The organism is Halodesulfovibrio spirochaetisodalis (genome assembly GCF_001672295.1).
Lineage (GTDB): Bacteria > Desulfobacterota > Desulfovibrionia > Desulfovibrionales > Desulfovibrionaceae > Halodesulfovibrio > Halodesulfovibrio spirochaetisodalis.
In genome coordinates, this window is sequence record NZ_JXMS01000008.1 from 65,065 (window position 1) to 90,570 (window position 25,506).

21 protein-coding genes are annotated in these 25,506 nt (G+C 46.0%); 2 read left to right on the forward strand and 19 right to left on the reverse strand.

The window, feature by feature from the left end; genetic code table 11:
• Positions 1-42: 42 nt before the first annotated feature.
• The 3 genes from treS to SP90_RS06155 form a co-directional block, all read right to left on the reverse strand.
• Positions 43-3,375, reverse strand: a complete 3,333-nt coding sequence (gene treS, locus SP90_RS06145) for a maltose alpha-D-glucosyltransferase (RefSeq protein WP_066853653.1) — start codon at positions 3,373-3,375, stop codon at positions 43-45.
• 225 nt (positions 3,376-3,600) lie between these two features.
• A complete protein-coding gene (locus tag SP90_RS06150) occupies positions 3,601-4,962 on the reverse strand; it encodes a sodium-dependent transporter (RefSeq protein WP_066853655.1) in 1,362 nt (453 codons plus the stop codon).
• Between the two features lie 535 nt (positions 4,963-5,497).
• Complete coding sequence (locus SP90_RS06155; protein ID WP_066853732.1) at positions 5,498-6,577, reverse strand: DUF814 domain-containing protein; 1,080 nt, start codon at positions 6,575-6,577, stop codon at positions 5,498-5,500.
• A gap of 234 nt (positions 6,578-6,811) precedes the next feature.
• Between SP90_RS06155 and recA the strand changes: the two genes are divergently transcribed.
• Together recA and alaS are read left to right on the forward strand one after the other, a co-directional pair.
• Positions 6,812-7,894, forward strand: coding sequence for a recombinase RecA (gene recA, locus SP90_RS06160; RefSeq protein ID WP_066853657.1), 1,083 nt, complete (start codon positions 6,812-6,814; stop codon positions 7,892-7,894).
• 102 nt (positions 7,895-7,996) lie between these two features.
• Positions 7,997-10,642, forward strand: coding sequence for an alanine--tRNA ligase (gene alaS / locus SP90_RS06165; protein ID WP_066853659.1), 2,646 nt, complete (start codon positions 7,997-7,999; stop codon positions 10,640-10,642).
• 141 nt (positions 10,643-10,783) lie between these two features.
• On the opposite strand, the gene SP90_RS06170 is transcribed toward alaS, so the two are convergent.
• From SP90_RS06170 to SP90_RS06235, 16 genes are all read right to left on the reverse strand, one after another.
• A complete protein-coding gene (locus SP90_RS06170) occupies positions 10,784-11,251 on the reverse strand; it encodes a YybH family protein (RefSeq protein WP_066853661.1) in 468 nt (155 codons plus the stop codon).
• A 216-nt stretch (positions 11,252-11,467) separates the two neighbouring features.
• A complete protein-coding gene (locus SP90_RS06175; RefSeq protein ID WP_157471201.1) occupies positions 11,468-12,670 on the reverse strand; it encodes a dicarboxylate/amino acid:cation symporter in 1,203 nt (400 codons plus the stop codon).
• 664 nt (positions 12,671-13,334) lie between these two features.
• The gene (gene phoU, locus SP90_RS06180; RefSeq protein WP_066853663.1) at positions 13,335-14,009 is read right to left on the reverse strand and encodes a phosphate signaling complex protein PhoU; all 675 of its coding nucleotides are present in this window, start codon (positions 14,007-14,009) and stop codon (positions 13,335-13,337) included.
• 58 nt (positions 14,010-14,067) lie between these two features.
• The gene (gene pstB, locus SP90_RS06185) at positions 14,068-14,817 is read right to left on the reverse strand and encodes a phosphate ABC transporter ATP-binding protein PstB (RefSeq protein WP_407920032.1); all 750 of its coding nucleotides are present in this window, start codon (positions 14,815-14,817) and stop codon (positions 14,068-14,070) included.
• A 49-nt stretch (positions 14,818-14,866) separates the two neighbouring features.
• The gene (locus SP90_RS06190; RefSeq protein ID WP_197498769.1) at positions 14,867-15,556 is read right to left on the reverse strand and encodes a response regulator; all 690 of its coding nucleotides are present in this window, start codon (positions 15,554-15,556) and stop codon (positions 14,867-14,869) included.
• A 190-nt stretch (positions 15,557-15,746) separates the two neighbouring features.
• Positions 15,747-16,394 carry a 3'-5' exonuclease gene (locus tag SP90_RS06195; protein ID WP_407920034.1) on the reverse strand — a complete coding sequence of 216 codons (648 nt, stop codon included), beginning with the start codon at positions 16,392-16,394 and terminating at the stop codon, positions 15,747-15,749.
• A 47-nt stretch (positions 16,395-16,441) separates the two neighbouring features.
• Positions 16,442-17,824, reverse strand: coding sequence for a 4Fe-4S binding protein (locus SP90_RS06200; protein ID WP_082936318.1), 1,383 nt, complete (start codon positions 17,822-17,824; stop codon positions 16,442-16,444).
• A 3-nt stretch (positions 17,825-17,827) separates the two neighbouring features.
• The gene (locus tag SP90_RS06205; protein ID WP_066853672.1) at positions 17,828-18,493 is read right to left on the reverse strand and encodes a 4Fe-4S binding protein; all 666 of its coding nucleotides are present in this window, start codon (positions 18,491-18,493) and stop codon (positions 17,828-17,830) included.
• 254 nt (positions 18,494-18,747) lie between these two features.
• Complete coding sequence (mnmE, locus tag SP90_RS06210; protein ID WP_066853674.1) at positions 18,748-20,124, reverse strand: tRNA uridine-5-carboxymethylaminomethyl(34) synthesis GTPase MnmE; 1,377 nt, start codon at positions 20,122-20,124, stop codon at positions 18,748-18,750.
• Between the two features lie 90 nt (positions 20,125-20,214).
• Positions 20,215-21,390 carry a Jag family protein gene (locus SP90_RS06215; protein WP_066853676.1) on the reverse strand — a complete coding sequence of 392 codons (1,176 nt, stop codon included), beginning with the start codon at positions 21,388-21,390 and terminating at the stop codon, positions 20,215-20,217.
• A 42-nt stretch (positions 21,391-21,432) separates the two neighbouring features.
• Complete coding sequence (yidC, locus tag SP90_RS06220) at positions 21,433-23,049, reverse strand: membrane protein insertase YidC (RefSeq protein ID WP_066853678.1); 1,617 nt, start codon at positions 23,047-23,049, stop codon at positions 21,433-21,435.
• A gap of 16 nt (positions 23,050-23,065) precedes the next feature.
• Complete coding sequence (yidD, locus tag SP90_RS16460; RefSeq protein ID WP_082936320.1) at positions 23,066-23,314, reverse strand: membrane protein insertion efficiency factor YidD; 249 nt, start codon at positions 23,312-23,314, stop codon at positions 23,066-23,068.
• Entirely contained in the window at positions 23,314-23,700 is a 387-nt protein-coding gene (gene rnpA, locus SP90_RS06225; protein WP_157471204.1) for a ribonuclease P protein component, read from the reverse strand. Before rnpA ends, yidD begins: the two co-directional genes overlap by 1 nt.
• Entirely contained in the window at positions 23,688-23,822 is a 135-nt protein-coding gene (gene rpmH, locus SP90_RS16465) for a 50S ribosomal protein L34 (protein ID WP_074217433.1), read from the reverse strand. Before rpmH ends, rnpA begins: the two co-directional genes overlap by 13 nt.
• A gap of 204 nt (positions 23,823-24,026) precedes the next feature.
• Positions 24,027-24,803, reverse strand: a complete 777-nt coding sequence (locus SP90_RS06230) for a FlgO family outer membrane protein (RefSeq protein ID WP_066853684.1) — start codon at positions 24,801-24,803, stop codon at positions 24,027-24,029.
• Positions 24,804-24,805: 2 nt separating this feature from the next.
• Positions 24,806-25,480 carry a hypothetical protein gene (locus SP90_RS06235; RefSeq protein WP_066853686.1) on the reverse strand — a complete coding sequence of 225 codons (675 nt, stop codon included), beginning with the start codon at positions 25,478-25,480 and terminating at the stop codon, positions 24,806-24,808.
• Positions 25,481-25,506: the final 26 nt, after the last annotated feature.

Consider the following 25,506-nt stretch of genomic DNA (forward strand, 5'->3'; position numbering starts at 1 on the left):
AAAAAGAGCCTGCACTATGTGCAGGCTCTTTTATGTTCTTCACTATTTTCGCTTACAGACCGGTGCAGCCTGCGGACAATGAACATTGAGTAATCCTCTTAAAACTATTTCTAACTCTGCGGTGCTCATCGAATCAAATTGCCGCAAGTCACTGAATTTCTTTTGTACACTAAACACATCCAGCATACACCGGAAAGCTTTAGGACTATCTGGAAGCAGCTTGCTACCGGATACTGTTTCTGCATAACTGCGTAAGAAAACACCACCTGCGTGCCTGCGCCACACTTCTGCCCAAAGCTCAAGCTTAGGCTTATCTTCCGGACGGATAAACGAAGCATCGTACAACACGCGCAAGACGGTCTCCTGCAAGGAATCGAGCACATCCACCACATCCCGCAACCCGCTATCTTTCAATCTTCGCGCAGTAAAAGAGCGGTGCTTATGCCCTTCAAAATTCACAAAAAGAAAATCTTTCCCCGTATAAAACACTCTGCGTAAATATAAATTTCCATGCAAACGTATTTTCTGACAATTGTACCTATAGGCGAGGAACTGTTTTGCGTCTTCAAGCAACTTCTGTTTTCGTTCCAGAACCATATCTACAAGCGGGATCACCTGACTACTCAACTTTCCACGCCTGCGCTGCAACCTGTCCATAGTTTGCTTTAGAACGCTTTGTACGCTTTGGTAGACAGAACGCGCATATAACTTTGAATATGTTTCCGGCGAAAAATGCTTCCCTGCATTTCGTCGTGTGAGGGCTAAATGCATTTCGCCAAGTCGCTTCCCAAGCAAAGTAAATACCGCCACGTCCGCGTCCGTTAACACTTCTGCATTGTCCAAATCAAACCGTTCAAAGGCAATATCAAAGACATCAGCATCCAGCTCTTCAGGAGCTTTATCAATGGCACTATCGATCGTCAGTCGCCCTTCATAAAAGCGTGTAATACTGTCCACCACCATCTGCATCACATCAGATTCACTATGCGTGTATTGGCTATATGCTGCGATGTAATGTTCATCTCCCCGTTCACATATGTACTTCACCGCACCAAAATATCTTGGCACATTAGGGAAACCACAGGTCACCGACAAATGCTCCAGCATTTCCGCATCTGGATTGATGCCGTCACTCAGTCTGCGATACATCCTGAAGAACAAGTCATCTCCACATATAACAGCACTGGATTCAGGGTAATCCTTCCACCATCCATAGCAATCTTTAAATACGGGCAACCTACGTCGATCCTGTAAAACAGAGAAGGTTCCATTTCTACCGGAAACGGATTTAACCTGCTTATACAATGAGATGAATGAATTGCAACTCCATCCCTCTATAAAGCCCTCTACTAGCGCTGCATCATCTCCATCACCAGTGATTGTGCAAATCAATTCAGAGGTACGGGCAGTAATTATATCAGCCGCTGCCGTTCCTTCTACCCTGCTTACAAACAACGTATACAATTCTGACGGTTGCTGCATAAACCGCACTTCTACTACAAGAAGCCAACATTGCTCTGCTTCGCTTCCGAACGGCAATGCTTCACGGATTGATATCTCACGCAATATGGCATTGGTTCCTACAATCTTATTACGACGTATAAAATATGCCGGAAGTACATCTTGCAAACCATTTCTAAATTCCTCATCAAACATATTGACTTTAGTTGAAGAAGCAATCGCTGGAACAACTTCTGAACGAGCAACCTCTTCAGCAACATTTCGATGTAACGTAAACATAAAGTACCCATGCGGATTCAGCGTAAGATCATACATTGCAGTACGAATCATGGGGAATTTAGTATGTGACATCAACTCGATAGGCTCACAACCTTCATACCCTGCAAGATCAAGAGATGCCGCCTGCGGGAAACGAGAAAGGTTGCAGACAATCAAAATATTTTCTTCTTGATAGGTTCGGATAAATGCTAGCACTCTGTGATTATCCGGCATGAGGAAAGACACAGCACCTCGCGCAAACGCAAGGTACTTTTTGCGCATTGCAATCATACCTTTAAGCCACCAGAACAAGGATGACTTACTGCACTGTGCTGTCTCAACATTGATGGCTTCGTAATGGTACTCAGGGTCAATAATGACTGGTAAATAGAGGCTCTGAGGATTTGCTCTGGAAAAACCCGCATTTCTGTCTGCACTCCACTGCATCGGGGTACGCACACCATCTCTGTCACCAAGATAGTAGTTATCACCCATACAGATTTCATCACCATAATACAGCACAGGGGTTCCCGGCATGGCGAACAGCATCACATTCATCAATTCAATTTTGCGTCTGTCGTTCCCTAAAAGCGGAGCAAGTCTGCGCCGGATTCCTAAATTAATTCTGCTCTTCGGATCTCGGGCATACATTCTGTACATGTAGTCCCGCTCTTCATCCGTCACCATTTCTAATGTTAATTCATCATGGTTACGTAAAAATATTGCCCATTGAGCATTATCTGGAATTTCCGGGGTCTGTTCTAAAATATCTATTATCGGGTACCTGTCTTCCATCTCAATAGACATGAACATTCGCGGCATCAAAGGAAAGTGAAATGACATATGGCATGCATCACCGTCTCCAAAGTATCGGGCAGCGTCTTCCGGCCACTGGTTTGCTTCGGCAAGCAACATACGTCCGGAGTATCGCTCATCCAATCGCGCTCGCAACTTTTTGAGAAAAGCAAAAGTCTTTGGCAAATTCTCGCAGTTTGTACCTTCCTCCTCATACAAATACGGTACAGCATCCAACCTGACACCATCCACCCCCATCTTGAACCAAAAATCAAACACCTTAAATACAGCCTTATGTACCTGAGGGTTTTCATAATTTAAATCTGGCTGATGATGATAAAAACGATGCCAAAAATAGGCCTTTGCTACAGGATCCCAACTCCAATTTGACGGTTCAAAGTCTTTAAAAATAATACGAGCATCAGTATACTTATCCGGTGTATCACTCCAAACATAAAAATTCCGATGAGAAGAACCTGCAGGAGCAATACGTGCACGCCTAAACCATTCATGCTGATCTGAAGTATGGTTCAGCACAAGCTCTATAATAATACGAAGCCCTCGCTTGTGTGCCTCCCGTATCAGACGTTTAAAATCCTGAATCGTCCCGTAATCAGGATTTACATTCATATAATCTTGAATGTCATACCCGTCGTCTCGTAAAGGAGACGGAAAAAAAGGAAGCAACCAAACAGCAGTCACTCCAAGATCTTGCAGGTAATCCAGCTTTTCAATTACCCCCTGAAGATCTCCTTTCCCACTCCCGTTGGAGTCGTAAAACGATTTTATATGTAATTCATAGATAATCGCGTCTTTGTACCAAGTAGTATTATCGGTGTCGGAAATTTTGTTTTTCGGCATACAACATCCTGCAGTTAGGTAGTAAGAAATCCAATTCACCATACCAAGGAGTCGCAGGGGATGAAACGCGGTTATATTGCGCAAGAGGCTCTTTTCAACACACCAACATCAGCCGCACAATAGAAAAGGCTGCTCTTCGTTATGAAGAACAGCCTTTTTAGTTTTCAGTCAGCCGGAGGTGTTACACCTAACCAGCGCATATCGACGACACAGAAATCGTGGATATTAGAATGCACCGAGTCCCTTGAGCAATACTATAAATACGAGAACTGGTGTCACCCATTTTACAAGGAAGAACCAGGCCTTAAGAAGGCCTTCATTTGAAAGTGTGCCATTGTTGGTCAAACATTCTTTTGAACGTTCCCAGCCCCATACCCAACCAACGAACAAGCAGATAAAAGCGCCGCCAGCAGGAAGAAGAATGTTAGAACTGAGGAAGTCGTACATATCAAAGAAGTTTTTACCGAAGATTGTCACATCGGAAAGCACGCTGAAGGACAGAGTTGCCGGAACACCGCAAAGGCCTATTCCAATGGCAACAATAACAGTTGCCACTTTACGGGAACAGGACGGAATTGTTTCGATAAGAAACGCTACCGGCACTTCGAACAAAGAACACATAGCACCGATGGTAGCTACGGAAGTCAGTACGAAGAAGAGCGTCATGAAAAGCTGTCCTGCAGGGAGCGCGCTGAATACAGCTGGCATTGTCATAAAGAGCAAGCCAGGGCCTGCAGTCGGCTCAAGACCGTAGTTGAATACTGCAGGGAAAATCGCAATACCAGCAAGCATGGATACTGTCAGGTCAGCCAGCATTACACGCAGAGTAGTTTTGGGAATATCAGCTTCATCAAGGAAGTAGCTGCCGTATGTCATCATTGTCCCCATGCCAAGGGACAGCTTAAAGAAAGCAAGTCCCATCGCATTCAGTACAACTGCGACAGTCACTTTGGAAAAGTCCGGTGCAAAGAGAAATGCAAGACCCTCCCCAGCTTTAGGAAGCATGAGAGAGCGTACACAAATTGCACACAACATGAGAAAAAGAACAGGCATGAGAATTTTTGTTGTCTTTTCAATGCCTTTTGCAACACCCGCAATAAGAATAAGTGCTACAAGCGCAAGAACAAACCACTGCCATGCTAAGGAACCGAACGGATCAGATACCATTGAGCCAAACGCTGCTTCACCAACAGACTTATCCAGCCCGTTCAACTGGCCGGAAGCTGCCTTGACAACAAAGGCAAATACCCAGCCCGCAACGTCTGTGTAAAAAGCCATAATTGAGAATGCAGCAAGAACGCCGGCACACCCTACAAGAAACCAAGGGGAACCGGGAGCAAGTTTTGACCATGTACCAATGGCATTCTGGCGAGCCTTGCGGCCAAGCATAATCTCACCGATCATTACAGGGAGACCAACCACGAGAGTAGCGAGCAAATATACGATAAGGAAAGCAGCACCGCCGCCTTCACCTGTCATGTAAGGAAATTTCCAGATATTACCAAGGCCGACTGCTGAGCCTAAAGTCGCTGTGAGGACACCAAGAGCAGTGGCGAACCCATCACGATTTTTCGCAGGAGACGTCATTTTCCACCTCAACGAGTTTTACAGTTTTGTTATTTGTCGTCCCCCTTGTAGTGCGCATCAGCATTGCATTCAAGTCTTTTTGTTCACATTCATCATGCTAATTTTTCATACCCGACCACTTCAGTCAGTAATTGGAGAAATACACTCCCAACACCACTAACAGTAAGCATGACTGCTGCATTACCGTATTGCTATGCATCACAATTGTAGTATTCATTGAATAGTGGCTAAAAATACATTTTTTGCCCTTTATTTTTTATTGCTGAATAATAAAAGGCAACGACACCACCATGTCATCAGAGAATTACTCATAAACAAAAAAAGAGAGCTCTTTCAGTTGCCTGAAAAAGCTCTCTAACATTACCCCGGATTGACCGTTACCAATGAGACCTTGCAAAATCCTTTTATTAAAGGATATGGCAGCCGCCGTCAGGAGCAACTCAATCCCCTTTGGTGACAACGGCAAGGTGCCTGCATGTGATAGTATTGATTCTGCCTACGTTTCAAAGGCTGACGAATCACCCAGGAAATTCTATTATTTCGCGCGGGCACGTGCCTCTTCGCGAATTTCTTCTTTTGCATCAGGCCAGCACCATTCGGCCCAGCCCATAGGAGTTTCCCGTAGTGGAGTAACAGTAATGATACGTTCTTCTACGTTCTCCTTACTTCCAGTTACTACACTCACTTTTACAGGAACACCAGCTTTTTTTGCTTTTGGAGAATACGATGCTGCCCATGCTGCTGCATCAGCAATGACCTCTTCAGACCATGGTGCACTCTCAAACTGACGCCCAATGGAAATTGGCCCAGGATAGTCAACTACCTTAAATACCAGGTCAGTATCCAATTTTACCTTAAGAAGGGAATCGTTGTCCATCTGGTTTCTGCCTACAGACATCCAATGAGTACCGGACCAATACTGACGCCCTATATTCGCAAGCTTAAAATCTGCAACAGAAGGATTTGGGGAGTATTTAAGTACAGGCCAGTAACGACGACCGTTTTCACGCTCTGTCAACTTACACCCGCCACCCGGTGATGGAATTTCTGTAAAACCATAGTGGTCAGCAAGCCTAAGCTGCTCTTTACGTCCGCGCCCAAAAAGACCAAGTAACTTGTCACGCTGAACAAGACCGGATTCTTCCATAGGAGTAGGATCCTGACAAAGAGCGCATAAAGGGCGAAGCAGTACAGCCTGCACGTCTGCATCACGCTTAATAACATTCAGAGTATCTCTGCGCTGCGACATTGGGCGCTGTCCGATGACCTCACCGGAGATAATAAATTTAGCGCCGTATGATTCCATCAACTCATGAGCTTTTCTGAGCATCAAGATCTTACAGTCCACACAGGGGTTCAGAGTTTTACCAAACCCGTGCACAGGTCGCTCCACCATCATGCGTACGTACTCTTCTGACACATCAATTGCATCAATTTCCATGCCGTACAACTTTTCCCAGTGGCGCACCAAATGCGGTTTACCAAAAAACGGGGTTACAAAATGCAACCCTTTAACCCTAAGCCCCTGATCCTGTATAACCTTTACAGCAAGCAGAGAATCCAGTCCGCCGGACAGTAATGCCACAGCGTCATATTGCTTCGTTACCTTTTCCATGCACGCCACATAAGGCTCATTGAACATAAAAGCAAGAGCACTTTTCCCCTGAGCACCCTATTCATCTGATTTAATGAATAAAGATTTTCCTGCATATATTTTTTTGATATTCTATAACTGTAAAATGTACCTAACCCTACGTTGTACTTTTTTGAATATTGCCCACCACAGAGCGATTTGCTATTCACGATGAACGCTCCCTAAAAAACAACACTTTCCGCACGGAGATTAAAGATGGCTACTAAATCCGCAATGAGCCCTGAAGATATGCGTCGTGAGGCTCTTAGCACAGCAATGAGCACTATCCAGCGTAAATACGGACAGGGCTCAGTAATGAAGCTGAACGATGATGCGCATGTCGCAATTCCTGTTATTCCTACAGGCTCTATTTCTCTCGATATGGCGCTGGGCATTGGCGGTATCCCTAAAGGCCGTGTGACTGAGATTTACGGTCCTGAATCCTCCGGTAAAACAACCCTTGCACTACATGCCATTGCACAGTGCCAAAAACAGGGTGGAACCGCAGCATTCATTGACGCCGAACATGCTCTTGACCCGACATATGCCCGCCGCCTTGGGGTTGACACAGAAGCGTTACTCATTTCACAGCCGGACTATGGTGAACAGGCTCTCGACATTGCCGACATGCTTGTCCGCTCCGGTGCGGTAGATATTATTGTTATCGACTCCGTAGCTGCGCTTATTCCGCAATCCGAGCTGGAAGGTAATATGGGTGAGACTCAGGTAGGCAGTCAGGCTCGCCTTATGTCACACGCATTGCGTAAACTTACAGGCACCATCCATAAATCCAACGTGAGCGTTATCTTCATCAACCAGATCCGTATGAAGATCGGCACAATGGGCTATGGTAACCCTGAAACCACTACCGGTGGTAATGCGCTGAAATTCTACTCTTCTATCCGTATTGATGTTCGCCGTATCCAGTCTCTTAAAGATAAAGACGAAGTATTCGGTAACCGCACCCGTGCGAAAATCGTAAAGAACAAGGTTGCACCACCGTTCCGTGAAGCTTTATTCGATATTTTATACGGAACAGGCATATCCCGTACTGGCGAATTGCTCGATCTTGGTGTAGAACACGGCATAGTAGATAAAAGTGGTGCCTGGTACGCGTTTGGCTCTGAACGATTAGGTCAGGGTAAAGAAAACGTTCGAGCGTTCTTGAACGAGAATGACGCGATCAGAGATCAGATTGAAAAGAAATTACTCACACATCTGGGCGTAATAGAGGAAGAGACTGGGGAAAAACAGCCGGAAGAACCTGCTGCTCCTGCTAAAAAATCTTCCAAGAAATAGCACCACTTCTCATAATATGAGAATAAAGTACGCCGCCCTGAGATCAGGGCGGCGTTTCTTTTAACAATAAGCCGTTAATGTTTTTCCAAGGGAGACAACGCTGTGATTACCGCAAACGAAATTCGGGAGAAGTTTCTCAAATTCTTCGAGGATAAGGGACACGAAATCGTTTCCTCTTCATCCCTCATTCCTGCTGACGACCCCACTCTGCTCTTTACTAACGCAGGCATGGTTCAGTTCAAAAAAACCTTCCTCGGTCAGGAAAAACGAGCGTATGTTCGAGCCACCACTTCCCAGAAGTGTCTGCGCGTAGGCGGCAAGCACAACGACCTTGAAAACGTCGGCCGTACAGCCCGCCACCACACATTCTTTGAAATGCTCGGCAACTTCAGCTTTGGCGACTACTTTAAAAAAGACGCCATCCGCTATGCTTGGGAATTCATAACAGAAGAGCTCAAACTTCCTAAAGAAAAGCTCTACATCACCATCTACAGCGATGATGATGAAGCAAAAGAATTATGGATGTCCGAAGCTGGCGTGCCGGAAGACAAAATTTTCCGTCTCGGTGAAAAAGACAACTTCTGGTCAATGGGTGACACCGGCCCTTGTGGACCATGTACTGAAATCCACGTTGATCAGGGTGAGCACATGACTTGCGGCCCAGATTGCGGAATCGGTAAATGTGACTGTGACCGCTTCCTTGAGATCTGGAACCTAGTGTTCATGCAGTTCAATCAGGATGAGCAGGGTATCCGCACTCCTCTTCCTAATCCTAATATCGATACCGGAATGGGTCTTGAGCGTATTGCTGCCGTTTGTCAGGGCGTATATTCAAACTATGACACCGACCTGTTCCTCGAGTTCATCAACTTTACCGCAGCCCTTGCTGGCGTAACCTATAAAAAAGACGGCGAAGACGTGGATACTGCTCTGCGCGTTATCGCCGACCACAGTCGCGCCATTGCATTTATGATCAGCGACGGTATCCTTCCATCTAACGAAGGTCGAGGGTATGTACTGCGCCGCCTTATCCGCCGCGCTTACCGCTTCGGTCGACTCATGGGACTTTCCGGCTGTTACATCCACAAATCCGTTGCAAAGGTTGTGGAGGTAATGGGCAAGCAGTATCCAGAACTGTGTGAAAACGCAGAATTCATGGATCGCGTTGTGATCATGGAAGAAGAAGGCTTCAACAAAACACTGGATAAGGGCCTTGCTCTTCTGGAAGATGAGATTCTTGCAGTTGAAAACACCTCTGCGAAAACGCTTAAAGGCGAAACTGTGTTCAAACTGTACGACACATATGGTTTCCCTATCGATATCATTAATGACATTGCTGAAAAGCGCGGTATTGCTGTTGATGAAGACGGCTTTAACGCGTTCATGACACAGCAGAAACAGCGCGCTAAAGCTGCGTGGAAAGGTGCTGCAGGCGATACACTTGCCGCACGCTTCCAATCTCTTCTTGAAGAAGGGGTGCGCAGTGAGTTTGTAGGATACAGCAATCTTGGTGTTGAAAGCCGCGTTGCAGTTCTTATGAATGAAGAAGCTGAAAACGTTGACTCCCTGACTGCAGGCCAGAAGGGATACCTTGTTTCCAGCAAAACTCCTTTCTACGGCGAATCAGGCGGTCAGACAGGTGACCACGGTGTGATTTCCGCTGATTCTGGTCAGGCTGCTGTAATTGATACTCTTAAGCCGAATGCAGAGCTTACAGTACATCATATTGAAGTATCCGAAGGCACCATCCGAAATGAGCAGGCTGTGACCTTGCAGGTAAGTGAAGAGCTTCGCCTTGCTTCCGCACGTAACCATACATGCACCCACCTGCTCCACGCTGCTCTGCGCAGAGTGCTTGGTGACCATGTAAAGCAGTCTGGTTCTCTGGTAACACCAGACCGCCTGCGCTTTGACTTCACTCATATTTCTGCGCTTACTCCTGAAGAGATTAAAGCAATCGAGTTGGATGTTAACACAGCTATTATGGCAAACATTCCACTTGATGTAGCAGAAATGGAATACGATAAAGCAGTTGAAAAAGGTGCCATGGCTCTCTTCGGTGAAAAATACGAAGATAAAGTCCGTGTTGTTGCCATCGGCGATAACTCTGTTGAGCTTTGCGGTGGTACCCACCTTTCCGCAACAGGTCAGGCAGGCTCCTTCTTTATTCTTTCTGATGGCGGTGTTGCCGCAGGTATTCGCCGCATTGAGGCTACTACCGGCTTTAATGCGCTCAACCTTTCTTTTGCTAACCGTGAAGAGCTGCAGGAAATTGCCGGACTGGTCAAAGGAAAGCCGGGTGATGTTGCGAACCGTGTTAAAGGGTTGCAGCAGGAAAACCGCACCCTTCGCAAAGACATGGAAAAGCTTGCAGCCAAGGCAGCATCCAGTCAAGGTGGTGACCTCATGTCCAACGTTACAGATGTGAACGGTACTAAAGTACTTGCAGCACGTGTAGACGTACCGAATGTAAAAGCACTGCGCGACATTATGGACGACATTCGCTCTAAACTTGGCTCCGGCATCGCATGTCTTGCAAGTGCAGATAGCGAAGGCAAAGTAACGTTACTCGTAGCAGTTACCAAAGATTTGAATGACAACTTCAAAGCAGGCCAGCTCATCGGTCAGATTGCCGGTGAAGTTGGAGGCAAAGGCGGCGGCCGCCCTGACATGGCTCAGGCAGGCGGTAACAACGCTGATGGCATCAACGCTGCATTCGATAAACTTAAAGAGCTTGTAAAAGGCTAATCAATAGCTTTAAAAAGCAAAGCCCATGCACAACCAGTGCATGGGCTTTTTTGTTTTGCGTAATAGGATTTCGCGAAAGAGCGGGCGTAGCCATACTGCAAACCCGCTTTTCGCATACCGGTGTGCCTGAACTACTAATGCTTATAATACATTAGAGCCGCCGCTATGGTGGTCTATGGTAAACAACCACGTGCCGTCGGGCTGTTTTTCCAACACCTCTATACCACTACTGATAACTTCCTCCTGATTTCCATCAGGAGTTTTATACACAGAACGGTATTTGGACCTGAAAAGTACTGTATTTTCTGACTCCACTTGATACACGGTTTCGAGAGAAAACGTATCCACCATATCAACCATGATGGTAAACACCCTACGGATACTGCTTTTTCCGCTTACTTCAAGCTTCCCATCCCGTAAAACCATCACAGCATCATCTGAATAAAGTGCGCAAAGCTGATCGATATTTTTCTCGGTTAACGCTTTGACGAACAATGCGTGTGCCATGTCCGGATCAGTAATTTTCTCAAGAGGTATTGCTGGCTGCTCTGCAGCAGCCCAGACCGGCATCAGCAAACAAACACATAATACGCCGATTAGTTTTTTCATATATTCTCCGTACTCAGATAAGTATGCGCGAGTAATCGTGATTATTATGTTCGACAATACAGCCTCTCTCTATCCATATTTGCGCGCAATTATTACATTTGCGTTATCATTCTTTTTTCATAAAAAAAGCCCGCAGTGTGACTGCGGGCTATAAGAGCTGACAAGGTAACGATGCTCAGCAAGACAAGCCTAAGCTTGCCTGTTGAAGTGAGGCAACTACATTGCGTTGTACACTTCCTCATCAAGTTCGTTTTCTGTGCGGGATACAAGAACTGCGGTCATGGCATCGCCTGAAATATTCACAGTAGTACGAGCCATATCAAGGATGCGGTCAATACCTGCGATAAGCGCAATACCTTCCATAGGCAGGCCGACAGAAGAAAGAATAAGGGAAAGCATGATAAGTCCTGCACCTGGAACCCCAGCAGTACCAATGGATGCAAGTGTGCCTGTGAGCATGATAGTTACAATATTACCCATTGTAAGGTCGATATTGTAGGCCTGTGCAATAAAGAGCGCACAAACACCCTGATAAATTGCAGTACCGTCCATGTTGATAGTAGCACCAAGTGGTAATACAAAGCTGGAAACTGAAGATGAGACACCAAGGTTTTTCTCAGCACAGCGAATAGTGGCAGGAAGTGTACCAGCACTGGACGTAGTTGAAAACGCCACCATGATCGCATCAAGAATCCCGCGGAAGAACTTTACTGGATTCAATCGAGCAACAACAGCCACATAGCTGCTGTATGTCACGAACACATGAAGAATCGCGCCAACGTAAACTGCACCGATAATTTTGGCGAGCGGCAGCAACGCATCCAGACCATACTGAGCAACCACTTTTGCGATAAGAGCTGCAACACCGTATGGAGCACACGCCATAACGATTGCTGTCATGCTGTACATTACTTCTGCAAACGAAGAGAAAAACGTTTTAACAGGAGCAGCCTTTTCGCCGGCAAAGTTGATAGAAAGACCAAGAAAAATAGCGAAAATAATAATCTGGAGAATGTTTCCTTTCACCATAGCATCGATCGGGTTCTTAGGAATAAGACCAGTCAATGTCTTAGAAAGGGAAGGTGCTTCCTTGGCAACCTGTTCACCGGCAGCAACAAGATTCATACCTGCGCCAGGCTGAAGCAGCTCGCCCACAATGAGGCCGATGGAAATCGCAATCAGTGTTGTGGTGAGATAGATACCGATGGTTTTTGCACTGATACGGCCAAGTTTTTTCACATCATCCATGCTGGTCATGCCAGTAACAAGAGATGCAAACACCAACGGTACGATAAGCATTTTAATTGCATTAATAAACAATGTTCCGACTGGCGCAACGTACGGAACAAATGCCGGTGCAAACGCACCAAGAACCACACCCACAACCATACCGATGAGGATTTTAGTCCACAGCTTCATTAGAGAGTTCTCCTTTGCTTGCTGATGCAGAGCAGCATCACAAATATAATGATACAAAAACAGCAGAACCGGATTTACAACGACTACTGGCAACACTCTGGCCTACGCCTCTCTCGTAAACACAAAGTTCGTCGAAAACCGGTTTTAATCCAAAACAATATGTCACACACAAACTCATGGAGTTTTACCCAGCAGTGATGAAATGGTAAAACATCCTGATAATAGTCCACAGAACAAGAAAAAAGGCAGACCCTAGACTGCCGTTACTACCTTGAAATAGACATTTTTTTACAGTGCTGACACTAAATGATGACGGTGAATAGCGCACCTTTGCTTTTTCGTCAAACACGTCACCTAGCCGCCTGTTCAACCGATATCAAACATTACGATTGCGCTATTTTTATCTTGATTATCTTAGTACTTTTTATTTTTTCACATTTCTGTAATATATTTTCTGCACAAACACCTTGCAAATACTCTTTACTATCCACCCATTACACAAAAAACCTCTGTACAATTTCTGTGTACAGAGGCCTTAGCAAAAAACATGATTATTTTATCATTTATGTAAAAATTACAACATCAAAGGGTGTTCTTCAGACTCTTCCATATAAAAACTATTTTTTCTAACCAGACAAAGGGAGCCTGTAGCGTAGCATGGCCATTAAATAATCTCTTTCTGGCTGCATATTTTATGCTTAATGCTTTCACCTTCAATAATGAATACAACAGCTTCACCTACATTTGTAGACAAATCTCCCACGCGCTCAAGGCTGCGTGAAGCCAAAATGGCTGCAACAGCTCGTTTAACGGCTGGTGACTCATAGCCCATGTAGTTGACCAGTTCTTTAATCACTTCCACATCAAGCTCATCACACTCTGCATCCATTCGACAGACTTCACGGGCAAGCAAAGAATCTCCTTCACGCATGGAAATAATGGAAGTTTTCAGCATATCCAAGGCAACAGCACAAAGCTCCTGCAAATTCTCTTCAAACGGCAACGCTGGTCGGGAAGAAAGATATTTTGCCTGCCGGGCAATATTTACTGCTTCGTCACCGATGCGCTCCAAGTTCACTGCAACACGCATCATTCCAACAATAGAACGAAGGTCAACGGCTACAGGTGCATCTAACGCAAGCAAACGCAAAGAAATTTCATCCACTTCACATTCAATCTCGTCGATAATTCTATCTTCAGCAATTACGCGCTCAGCCAATTCTACATCGCGGTGTAATAGCGCTGTTGTGGCACTTTCAACAGCATTCTGTGCTCTTGCTGCCATTTCCAACAACTTGGCGCGTAAGGCGTCAAGCTTTACATGAAACTGAGTCTCCATTCTCTTCTCCCAAACGTTGTGAAAAATACCCCGCACCCATCATCAATCAAGCACAGTGCTAGCCAAATCGACCGGTAATATAATCTTCTGTCTGTTTCTGCTGCGGTCTGGTGAACAACACCTCAGTCTCACCATGTTCAACAAGTTTACCCATGTAGAAAAATGCTGTGTTGTCTGAGACACGTGCAGCCTGTTGCATGCTGTGCGTTACAATAATGATTGTGTATTGCTTCTTAAGCTCAAAAATAAGCTCTTCAATTTTTTGCGTTGCAATAGGATCAAGTGCTGAAGCAGGTTCATCCATTAACAATACTTCTGGCTCTACGGCTAATGCCCGTGCAATACACAAACGCTGTTGTTGTCCGCCGGAAAGCCCTAGTGCCGAAGTTTCAAGACGATCTTTCACTTCATCCCATAACGCAGCACTTTTCAGGCTTTCTTCCACCTTCGCGGCAAGATACGAAGCATCTTTGACACCATTCACGCGCAACCCGTAAGCAACGTTTTCAAAGATTGTTTTTGGAAACGGATTCGGTTTTTGAAAAACCATTCCTACACGTCGGCGAAGCTCTACAACATCCAGCTTTGGATCGTTAATATTTGTACCATCAAGAACAATCTCTCCCTCCACTCGTGCAACAGGAATCAGATCATTCATGCGGTTCAAACAGCGCAGGAATGTAGATTTTCCACAGCCAGAAGGGCCTATAAGCGATGTAACCTGATTTTGTGCAAATTCAAGGTTTATATTTTCCAATGCCTGAAAATCACCGTAGTAGAAATCCAGCCCCTTGGCATACATTTTCATATTGATAAACTCCACCATTGCTCAGACATCCGAAGACGATGTTCAGATGCTATTCTTTAAATCTGTATCCGACACCACGCATTGTTTCTATATACTTTGCGTAGTCTCCGATCTTCTGGCGTAATCTTCGCACATGTGTGTCTACAGTCCGTGCATAGCCCTCAAATTCATATCCCCAAACAGTATTCAACAACTGGTCACGTGTACGAACGCGTCCCTTATTCTTAAGCAGTTCTGCGAGTAGTTTAAATTCTGTTGCCGTAAGCAACACTTCTTCACCGTCGATAATAACCTTGTATGCATCCATATCCACAACAAGCCCATCCATTTTCAGGCTTGATGTTTTTGTTGCAGGCTCTGCGGGCGCATTACGTTTAAGCACAGCACGAACTCGTAAAACAAGTTCCCTCGGGCTGAACGGTTTAACCACATAGTCGTCTGCTCCAAGCTCGAGCCCTACTACTCGGTCCACTTCTTCGCCACGTGCAGTAAGCATAATCACAGGAATCGACTCTGTTTCCGCACTGCGCTTGAGAACCTTGCAGATGTCCAGCCCACTCATGGACGGGAGCATAATATCAAGAATGATAACGTCAGGGGCCTCTGCCAGTGCAGCATCCAATCCTTCCTGACCATCTGCACGGGTAATGACATCAAATCCGGCTGCTTCAAATGTAAAGGTAAGCAGTTGTCTAATGTCTTCATCATCTTCGACTAGCAAAATTGTATTGGCCATCAGTTTCCTCCAACTCGCATGACGGTTACATCAGTAATTCATTACAACCTAATGGAGACATGGTTACATGAATATGACAAAACGAATAAATCTTAAGCAATGGTTCAGAATCATATCCTTTTTGGTTTCAAAAAACAAAAAAGGTCGGAATCAAAAGATTCCGACCTTTTTTGCATTGCGTAACCGCAGTGCATCAATCAAGGGGAAGTCCAGCCATAAGACCGGTTTCTTCCATTCTAATGTGAATGAGGCGGCTGACCCATGCATCTGTAGCAGCATAGACTATCTGCTGATGTGTCAGCTCCTTGTTCGCCCAGTTTGAGCATTGTGCTCCTTTGGAAATCCTGAACTCAAGGAGGTTAGCAGCCAAGTTGCGTAACCCGTGAGTTTCAAGTCCAATATGACGGGCGACTTCTCCCAAGTCCACCACACCCTTATCTTTGAACGGGGACAGCTTCTGTAAATCTTTAATGTCGTCTCTGACGGCTACTCCGGTTTTAAGAATAGAGTCGTCGGCAAGCAACGAAATAAGAGGTTCACTAAACGGTACCCAGTTCAGCTGGATGAGGAAGACTACATCCGAGCACGCTAATTGAACCAAAGAAGGAAGATTTATTTTACCCTTACGGAACGTCGGTCTGGTTTCGGTATCAAACCCGAGCAGATCCTCTTGTCGCATGCGGTTTACAGCATACTGCAGCTCACCTTCTGTACGAATAAGACAAATATCTCCGTCATATCGTCGTAATGGTAATGAGTTAATCTCTTCCTTGGTAATTTTGCGTTTATATTGTTCTGGATCGTACATCATAGTCATATTCAATGGACTGTAAGAATACATAACCACCGTAGTCTCGTAAAGTCCTTTGGTTCAATGCGACCCGACAACTACATTCGTGCAACTCCAAGAAATATTGCATGCAACGATGTTGCAAGTACTACAAACAGATGCGTCACCCAAGGTGCCCCTATACCAAAGAAGCGCACCTCAGCAGCTCCATGCCGGCATACCGCAGTACAATCACGGCAAAGTGAACAGGAAAAAGATGGCGACCCAGCTGTCAGACGTTCAAAACTGATTGCATTATATCGGCATACAGCTGCGCAAGCGCCACATTTGGTACATGTATCAGAAAAGCGCAAGCGCCAAGGACTGAGTTTCCCAAGCAAATTTGAAACCACCCCCAGAGGACAATACGCACTACAGTGAACCATCATCTTTTGCTTTCTACTGATAAAAAGCATTATTCCCACACCAACAAGTCCAAACAAGGCTGCCAACCCGCCCGCGACAGCTACTGGAACTCCAGTGAGTCCCATTGAAAACGCTAATCCAAAGACTACCAAAGCAAGTCCAATACGCACTTTAGGCGCCCAAGCAGGTAAACGTCCTGTTTTTCCATTCCGAACCCTGCCCATGCGATCGTCCCAAGCTCCTATGTAGCACAGATGACTGCACCAAGCTGGTCCGACAAGCAGCACTGAAATAGAAAAGAGGATTAGCATAAAAAAGCCGCTTCCCCTGAACAGAGGGCCAGCAACAATTAATGCAGGAACCGGTAAATGCAACGCACCTGTCATCAAAAACGTACTGACCCCAGCCAAGCCCAGCGCGAGCTGTGCAAAAAAGACAAAAGAAAAGAATGCCCATGCATACGAGCGGGCTTTTCGCTGGGTACGTTTATCAATAAGAAGCCCGCATAGCCAGGCAGCATAGCAAGCTATTATGAATATCTCCACAGCTCCGCTTCCAGGGAAAAAGCGATCAGCAAGGAGAAGTGTCATTTTTTTCGGCATGGCATGGCACAACCACAGCCCACCACTTGTTAACGCGAACGTCACAGCCTGACTCCACGCAAAGGTACGCCCCGTTGAGAACCGTGCAGCCGCCTTATCTGTACTGAGAAGCCATGCGCCAGCAAGACTAAATCCGCAGACAGCACTCATGATTACAGCTAGGCGAATCCATGGTTGCCCGACAGCCATTCGAATCTGAACAAAATCAATTCCAGTCTGAATCCATAAAAATGAGCCCAAAAACAGAACTGTTGCACACACGATTCGCCCCCATGCAAGTCGTGTAAAGCACAGGCCAGAGACACCGGCTAAAGCTATTGCAAGTCCTGTATCACCGAAGCGCAAAAAATGTGCAGCAAGCAGCAGCACTCCCAGAACAGGAATAACAAGCCAACCTGCTTTAAGTGGAGAAACACCGGAGGTCTTATCACAGATACCGGAGGTTGAATTACACTTTTTTTGCACCATATTCATCTGTTATCCTTTACACTGGACAGCTTTGGCCATTTCTAACCGTTGCATCAAAGATTTGTAATTGTCGTCAACAAGTGTACCGAAGCGTAGTTTTGGACGGTATTGTTCCATGTAGTAGAAGAGACACTCTGCAATAATCGCAAGTACCTGCTCCTTGCAAAAAATACCTCCAAGTTCAGTGGCAAGACGAGGATGCCTACCCAGCTTACCGCCAAGAACCACTCTGTATCCATCCTCAGATGCACTAATTGCGCGCTCGGGGCATTTTTCCATGCACAAGCCGCATTTCATACATTGTTCCAAATCAAATACAGGTTCACCCTGATTATAAGAAATTGCTTTGTCAGGACATATGCGCCCGCAAAGTCCACAGTGAGAACAGGCGGAGGCAATGAGAACAGGCTGTTTAGCACGAATGATGCCGATATCGGCGATATGAGGGCGTGAGCAACCGTTCGGACAGGCTGCCACAGCAACTTTAAACGTATGGTGGTGCAGAAGTGGCCCCGTAATCTGTGTCCGAATAAATCCATCCCATCCGGTTTGCTCTACGACCTTCTTGATGGCTTCCGGTAAAGTATCATCTGATGGCATTGCAAAACGACAATTACCGCCAGAAATTCCGCGACACGCTTTTATCTCAACTGATTCAACAGCTGGTTTGGACATAAAAACTCCTACAAATATCTGCTCCAACGTAATGCACACAATCAACAGCAGCACGACTAAACCATGTATAAACGTTGCGCACCATACCATATGACAGCAACGCCCACAGTGCATCACGCTGAAACAGTGCTATAATAATAAAAAAACGACACAGGATTACTGTGATATACATCACACACCTGTGTCGTTATTGCTATTCCAAGTGCCTATTAAGAATATATCCTGATAATAAACACTACTCAAGTTTTTTAAAACTACTTACCAATGCAGAAACTTTCAAATATCTTATTCAAAATTTCATTCGGCGTAGTTTCACCTGTGATTTCAGAGAGAATAGAACAAGCAGTCTCCAATCTGACTCCCAAAAGGTCGTACGGAACCTGCATAGCAAGATCATCAAGCAGCCCCTCAAGCTCAGCAACGGCTTGTTCAAGAGCATGGCTCTGACGCAAGTTCGGCACAAGATCCCCAGCTTCAGGCTCTTTTGCATCACCATGACGACTCAAAATCGTAGTGCGAATAGCATCAGAAAGCAGATCCAGTCCCTCTCCATGCTTTGCAGAAATCTGCACAAAAGCACAGCCAACTGAATTTACATCTTGTGCACCACCAGCAATATCAACTTTATTCCATACAAGAAGTACATTTTCTGCACCAACAGAAGCAATCAATTCTTTCTCGTGCTGACCAAGTCCTCGGGTGCCGTCTACTACCAGCAATACAAGATCTGCCTGTGATGCAAGATCACGGCTGAGACGTACCCCTTCCTGTTCAACGATATCACCTGTTTCACGCAAACCGGCAGTATCAACGAGGCGGATAGGAAGCCCGTCAAAGGTAAGGTGCTCTTCCAAGAAATCTCTGGTTGTTCCTGGAATATCAGTAACAATTGCGCGCTTACGACCAAGCAGTCCGTTCATCAAACTGGATTTGCCAGCATTCACTTGCCCTGCCAGAACCACAAGGGCACCATCACGCCAACATCTGGCCCGATCAAAGTTCCCTAACAAGGTGCGAATGGCCTGCATTACTTTTGTAATATCATCCGAAAATTCTTGAGGATCAAGGCACTCTAGATCCTCTTCAGGGAAATCTACAGCAACACACAGCTTCATGCGAATCAATTCAAGCTGAGTGCGCAACTCCACAATACGCTGCCCGAGAAGACCGTCAAGTTTAGCTTGCGCCAGACGTACTCCTTCCCGCGCTGGAGCTGCAATCATCTCCGCGATAGCTTCGACTTGCGTCAAGTCCATACGCCCATTCAAAAAAGCCCGTTTGGAAAATTCGCCACAGTCAGCAGGTCTGGCTCCGTGTGCAAAAACGGCCTCGAGCACACTACTTAAAATTGCCGGACCGCCATGACAATGAATCTCTGCACACTCTTCACCAGTAAAGGTTTTAGTGCCCGGCATATGTACTACCAGCACATCATCAAGATCCTCGCCTTTAGCATCAAGGATATGTCCATGATGAAGTACCCACGGGCGAAACCCTGTAAATTTGCTGCTGGAAGAACGGAACAGCTTACTAAGGATAGCACCGGAATCGCTTCCGCTGATGCGGATGATGCCAATTCCGCCCTGCCCCATTGCGGTAGCTATTGCTGCAATTGTATCATTCTGGGTCATATGACTGTGTCCTGAAATATTTTCTAGAGAGTAACACAAAAAAGAGGAGCCGAGGGCTCCCCTTTTTTTACTACTGTATCGTCAAAAGCGCTACTTGCGCTTGCGACCGATAATGACACGCTTAAGCGGGCCATCACCTTTACTACGGGTCTGGATTTCATCATCATCCTGCAATGCAAGATGAACCACACGGCGATGATAGGAGCTTAAAGGACGCGTAGATTGCGGCTTGCCGATCGTTTTAGCTTTTTCAGCCAAATGCAGAGCAATATCACGCAATTTATCATCCTGTCGCTCACGGTAGTCGCCAGTATCCAGCTGTACCCGTACTGCAACACCGAACACCTTAGCGACAATACGGTTTGCAAGGTACTGGAATGAAGCAAGTGTCTGACCTTCGCGGCCAATCAGCAAGCCTGAATTATCACCACTTGAAATAGACGCTTTTACGCGACCGTCTTCAATACGGGCTTCTACAGGAGTCTCACCGATAACTGGAGTAATAAGGCGGTTTACTACTTCAGTTACAACCCTCAATAACTCTGTCTGATCGAGTTCATCAAGGTTTGCTTCAGGGATCGGATCCGCTTTTACCGGTTCAATAGCAGACTCAGGCTTAGAAGCTGAGCGCTGCGGTCTTGGAGCCGGAGCACTTTCCTGTTTAGGGGACAGTGCCTTTTGCGGACGGCGGCGCTGGTTGTTACGACCGCGCTTTTGCCCTTCCTGCTTCTCTTCGCCAGCCTCGTGTTTCTTACGAGCAGGTTTTGCACCTTGAGGCTTTTCAGAAGGTTTCGCTGTCTGTTTTTTCTGACCGCGAACGCCTTCCGGCTTAGAGCGCTGGGAACGTCCACGTTCCTGCTTTGGTTTAGCAGTCTGTGCATCTTCGGAAGAAGCAACAGACTTTTCTTTTGCTTTTTGTTGTTTTCCGGACTGAGGTTTTTCAGAAGATTTCTGAGTACGTTCCTGCCGTTGTTTCGGCTTCTCAGTCTTGCGCCCGGTTTCTTGTTCCGCCGTAACCGGAGCAGCATTTTTCTTAGAGCGTCGGGAAGATTCTAACGGGGCAGACAGTGCCTGTGAATCAAACTGAACCTGCATTCTGCGGGCTCTGATCTTAGCTTTCTTCGCCCCTACCAGACCAAAAATACCGGTCTTGGCATCATTGATAAGTTCAATTTCCAGTTTTTCCCGAGGACTATTGAAGTAGCTACATGCTTCTTCAATAGCATTGTCAAGGGTTTTTCCCCTGAACTCTTTGTATCCATCCATGCATACACCTCAAAAGGTAATCGCGTTTCAAAAACAGAGGCGTTACGCCTTACGTAGCATGAGCCACTGCTGGAAGATGGAGAGCACGTTGTTTACAAGCCAATACACCACAAGACCGGCAGGGAAGTTCAAGAACATAAACGTAAAGACCACTGGCATGATGAGCATCATCTTGCGCTGAGTCGGGTCACCGGTGCTCGGGCTGAGGAGCTGCTGAAGCAGCATGGTTGCACCCATCACAATTGGAGTGATGTAATATGGGTCTGGTGCAGATAAGTCAGAAAGCCACGGCATGTTCGTAAACGGCAAGTAATCGATGAATGAAGCATGACGCAACTGAATTGCGTTAAGCAAAGCCTGATACAAGCCAAAGAAAACAGGAATCTGGATAACCATCGGCAGACAGCCACCTACAGGGTTTACCTTGTAAGTTTTGTACAATGCCATAACTTCCTGGTTCTGCTTTTCGCGATCGTCTGCATACTTTTCGCGAATTTTCTGCATCATAGGCTGAAGCTTTTTCATAGCTTCCATAGATTTATAGCTCTTACGAGACAATGGCCAGAAAGCAATCTTGATAAGAATGGTAAGCAGGATGATTGCTACACCGTAGTTACCAACGTACTGCTCAAAGAAGTTGATCATTTTGAGCATCGGCACTGCGAGAACAGTAAAGAAACCATAGTCTTCTGCTGCACTCAAAGTATTAGGAGCTGCGGCAAGGTACTTGGAAATCTTAGGGCCGAAGTAGTAGGTTGCTGTCGCAGAGGACATGTTACCAGGTGCAATACCAATATTATCTTTTTCAAGCGCAATTCTGTACACGCCGCTCTGGTATTTAGCTTTCAGAGCAAGATCAGCACTCTTTGGTGCAATGGCTGCAATAAAGTAGTTGCTTTCCACACCCGCCCACATCATAGGCAAAGTGTTGCTGATACCGTTGCCGAGAGTTTCGGCATCGTCTTCAGTATCAAGACCTTCTGTATCAGTAAACCATGCAACACGTGTTTTGTTGTACGGGTTACCGGCGTCGGTCATACTGTCGGTATCAAGAGTGTAGTCCAATCGAACATTACGCGGGTTTTCGCCAGCGTTAATGATATTTGTTTTTTCAGTAATAGTGTAATTATCTGCTGTAAATGAGAATTCTCGCTCAACACGCAGTCCTGCTACTTCACCAACAAACACTAGCATGCCGTTCTTACCGTTTTCAAGAGTAAGGTCAGAGCCTTTGAGGCTCCATGCAGCTTGTTCCCAGGTGCGCTCACCGTCGATAAGCAGGCCGAGAGGAGCGAACGCAGATGCTGGTTTACCAATAAGGTCAACCATAGGAGAATCAGGGGTATTTTCCGCTTTGTAGTTTTTAAGAACAAAGCTCTGCAATACACCACCGTTAGAGTGGAATACTGCAGTGTAGAGAGGAGTATCAACAGTAACAGTGCGACCGTTTTCTGCTTTGAAAACTGGAAGCGTTGGTGCTGGTGTGTTTTGTGCTTGCTGAACCTGTGCAGGGGCATTTGAATCTGCTGCTGCAGTTCCCTCTACCGCGGTCTGTTGTACAGGCTGCGGAAGCCACCCCATGTACTCAGCGATGTAGTTCCACCCTACGGTGACAACCAGACAGAGTACAACGGTAATTATTACTCGGTTTTTATCCATGGGCCCTCAATAGCTCCTATGCATAGGGATTATTATCTTTGGAAGGCGGGACGGGATCGTGCCCCCCTGCTGACCAGGGGTTACAACGCAAAATGCGCCATCCGGCTAGAGCTGATCCCTTCAATAAGCCGTGGCGCATCACGGCCTGCGCCGCATACTCTGAACAAGTGGGTTCAAAGCGGCAGGCAGGCGGAAAAAGAGGCGAAATACAAAGCTGGTAAAATCGTATAGGCGCTACCAGCAGCGTGCGGAAGATTTTCTTCATTACGCTTCGTCTTCCCCATCCCGAGCGGACCTTTCACGTAACTTGTGAATGATCGGTAAAATTTCCTGTGTGACAAACGTAAGGTCAACACGCTCAGGATCCATCCGGCGTTTAGGCACTACAACTACATCTATGCCGTTCGGTATTTCCCGCTGATTCAGTCGAAAAAACTCGCGTAAAACACGCTTCACGCGGTTACGTTGTACTGCCGATCCTGTTTTTTTAGTCACGGCTAACCCCACACGCCATGGGGCAGTCAGGTCTTCTTTTTCTAAGACAAACAGAACAAAATTCTTAGAAAAATATCGGCGACCGTCATCGTAGCATTTAACGAATTCAGGCCGCCGTGTCAGCCGATGTGTTCTTGGGAACGTTAGGCAGATAATTTCGCACGACCTTTAGCGCGTCTGCGACGAAGAATCGCACGACCACTAGCGGTTTTGAGGCGAGCACGAAAACCGTGGGTTCTTTTGCGCTTAATTTTGCTTGGCTGGTAAGTTCTCTTCATGAGATGACTCCTTTAAAAAAATGAACGGCCTCTTCTACAGAGTTAACGCGTTCACGTCAAGTTTATCATAAACATACAAAACGTCAGCCCCCATTATCTGGCAGCTGACTAATTATAACAAAATATAGTACCGAACAGCTGTGTATACATAGAGGGTTTTGCTTGTACCATCAAGCATAAACCCTCATTTATAGCGAATTTCCACTACCTTTTTAAATCAGCCGAGCTGGCAGGAGCACTCAGAACAGGAAAGTTGGTCATATCAACCTGTCCATCAACCTGCGGATTGATTGCTGCAGGCCCTGAAAGAGCAGCTGTCTTCTTCGCTTTTGCTCTTCTTTCGCGCACAGAAAAGGCATTAGGACGCTTATTGTACATAGCCCAAAGATCTCTCTGTTCACCTCTGTCTTCACGCAGAAGAACTGCAAATTCACGACGGTTTTTCAGTGTGTATTCATGTGCAGCAAGTACAACCCCGTCAGAGATACGTAACATTCTGATAGAAACATACACTCTATACGGTGTCGGAACATAGCTGCCTACTAATACCACCTGTGCATTATATTCTTTTTGCATCAACTCGGACACATCACGACTCAAAATAAACTCACCTTCTTTAGGAACAACGGTGTATTCTTTTTTCAAACGTGATTCCAAGACTCTGTACCCGAACTGACTGATGCGGGAAGAAATTTGCTGCATCACCAGTCTACCAAGAACTGAGGAATGGCGAAGGTCATTAAGCTGAACCATACTTGCGATCAGCACGGGACTATTTCGACTTACCTTACCACTGATCTGCTCAGCGATAACATCAGCTGCTAAGAAGTTTTCAGCAGAAAGGGATGATGGCTCAAAACGCAACTCAGGCAGGCTAACAATCTGCTCTGGAGCAGGTGGAAGAACGCCACCTTCCTGTGCAAAAGCTGCCGCTGGCAACAAACAAGCAACCGCAATAAAAAGGGAAAGAATCTTTTGCATTACTATTCTCCTGAAACCTTAACTTTGCGGGCAGGAAACTCATTAATCCGGTAACCGCGTTCATATGGTGGAATAAAGTTTCCGCGCTGACTTTCTGCCACACTCAAAATAGAAGATGCATGCATAACATATCTATTATTATAGCTAAGCCCTACGGATAAAATTATCGCTTTATATTCATCACGGCTCCATAAGCTGGCTCTTCTGCCAGTGGATTTAATACTCTTCCCAGCGCTAAGAGTATCTGAACCTGCGGAACCGATAAGCTCTGCGGTAGTTCCTATGTAGCCTTTGTCACTCTCTGTAGAAACAGGAAGGGTTACATACGTTAAGTTGATAACATCTTTTTCCGGCTTTACTGCAACCTGCAATCCGCGACTGATAAGCTCTGTATTCAACAGGCTGTAAAATCCAGTTGCAAATGCTCTGTCATTAAGCGGACGCATATAAATTGGTTTTTCTTCAAGGTCAGGACGATCATCAATCGCGTCCTCAACTCTATCTGCAATTTCAGCAGCCCATACGCTCCAGTCATCCACTGCAACAAACTGCTTATTAACTACGGGCGACGATGTACGCGCAAATGTAGCTTCCCGTCCTGTCTTCATACAACCAGCGGCTGTTACTGCCAAAGCAACCAAAACTACAGTTGCCCATATTCTTTTACTATTATGCATGTGCGCCTCTTCACGTTAATTTGTAC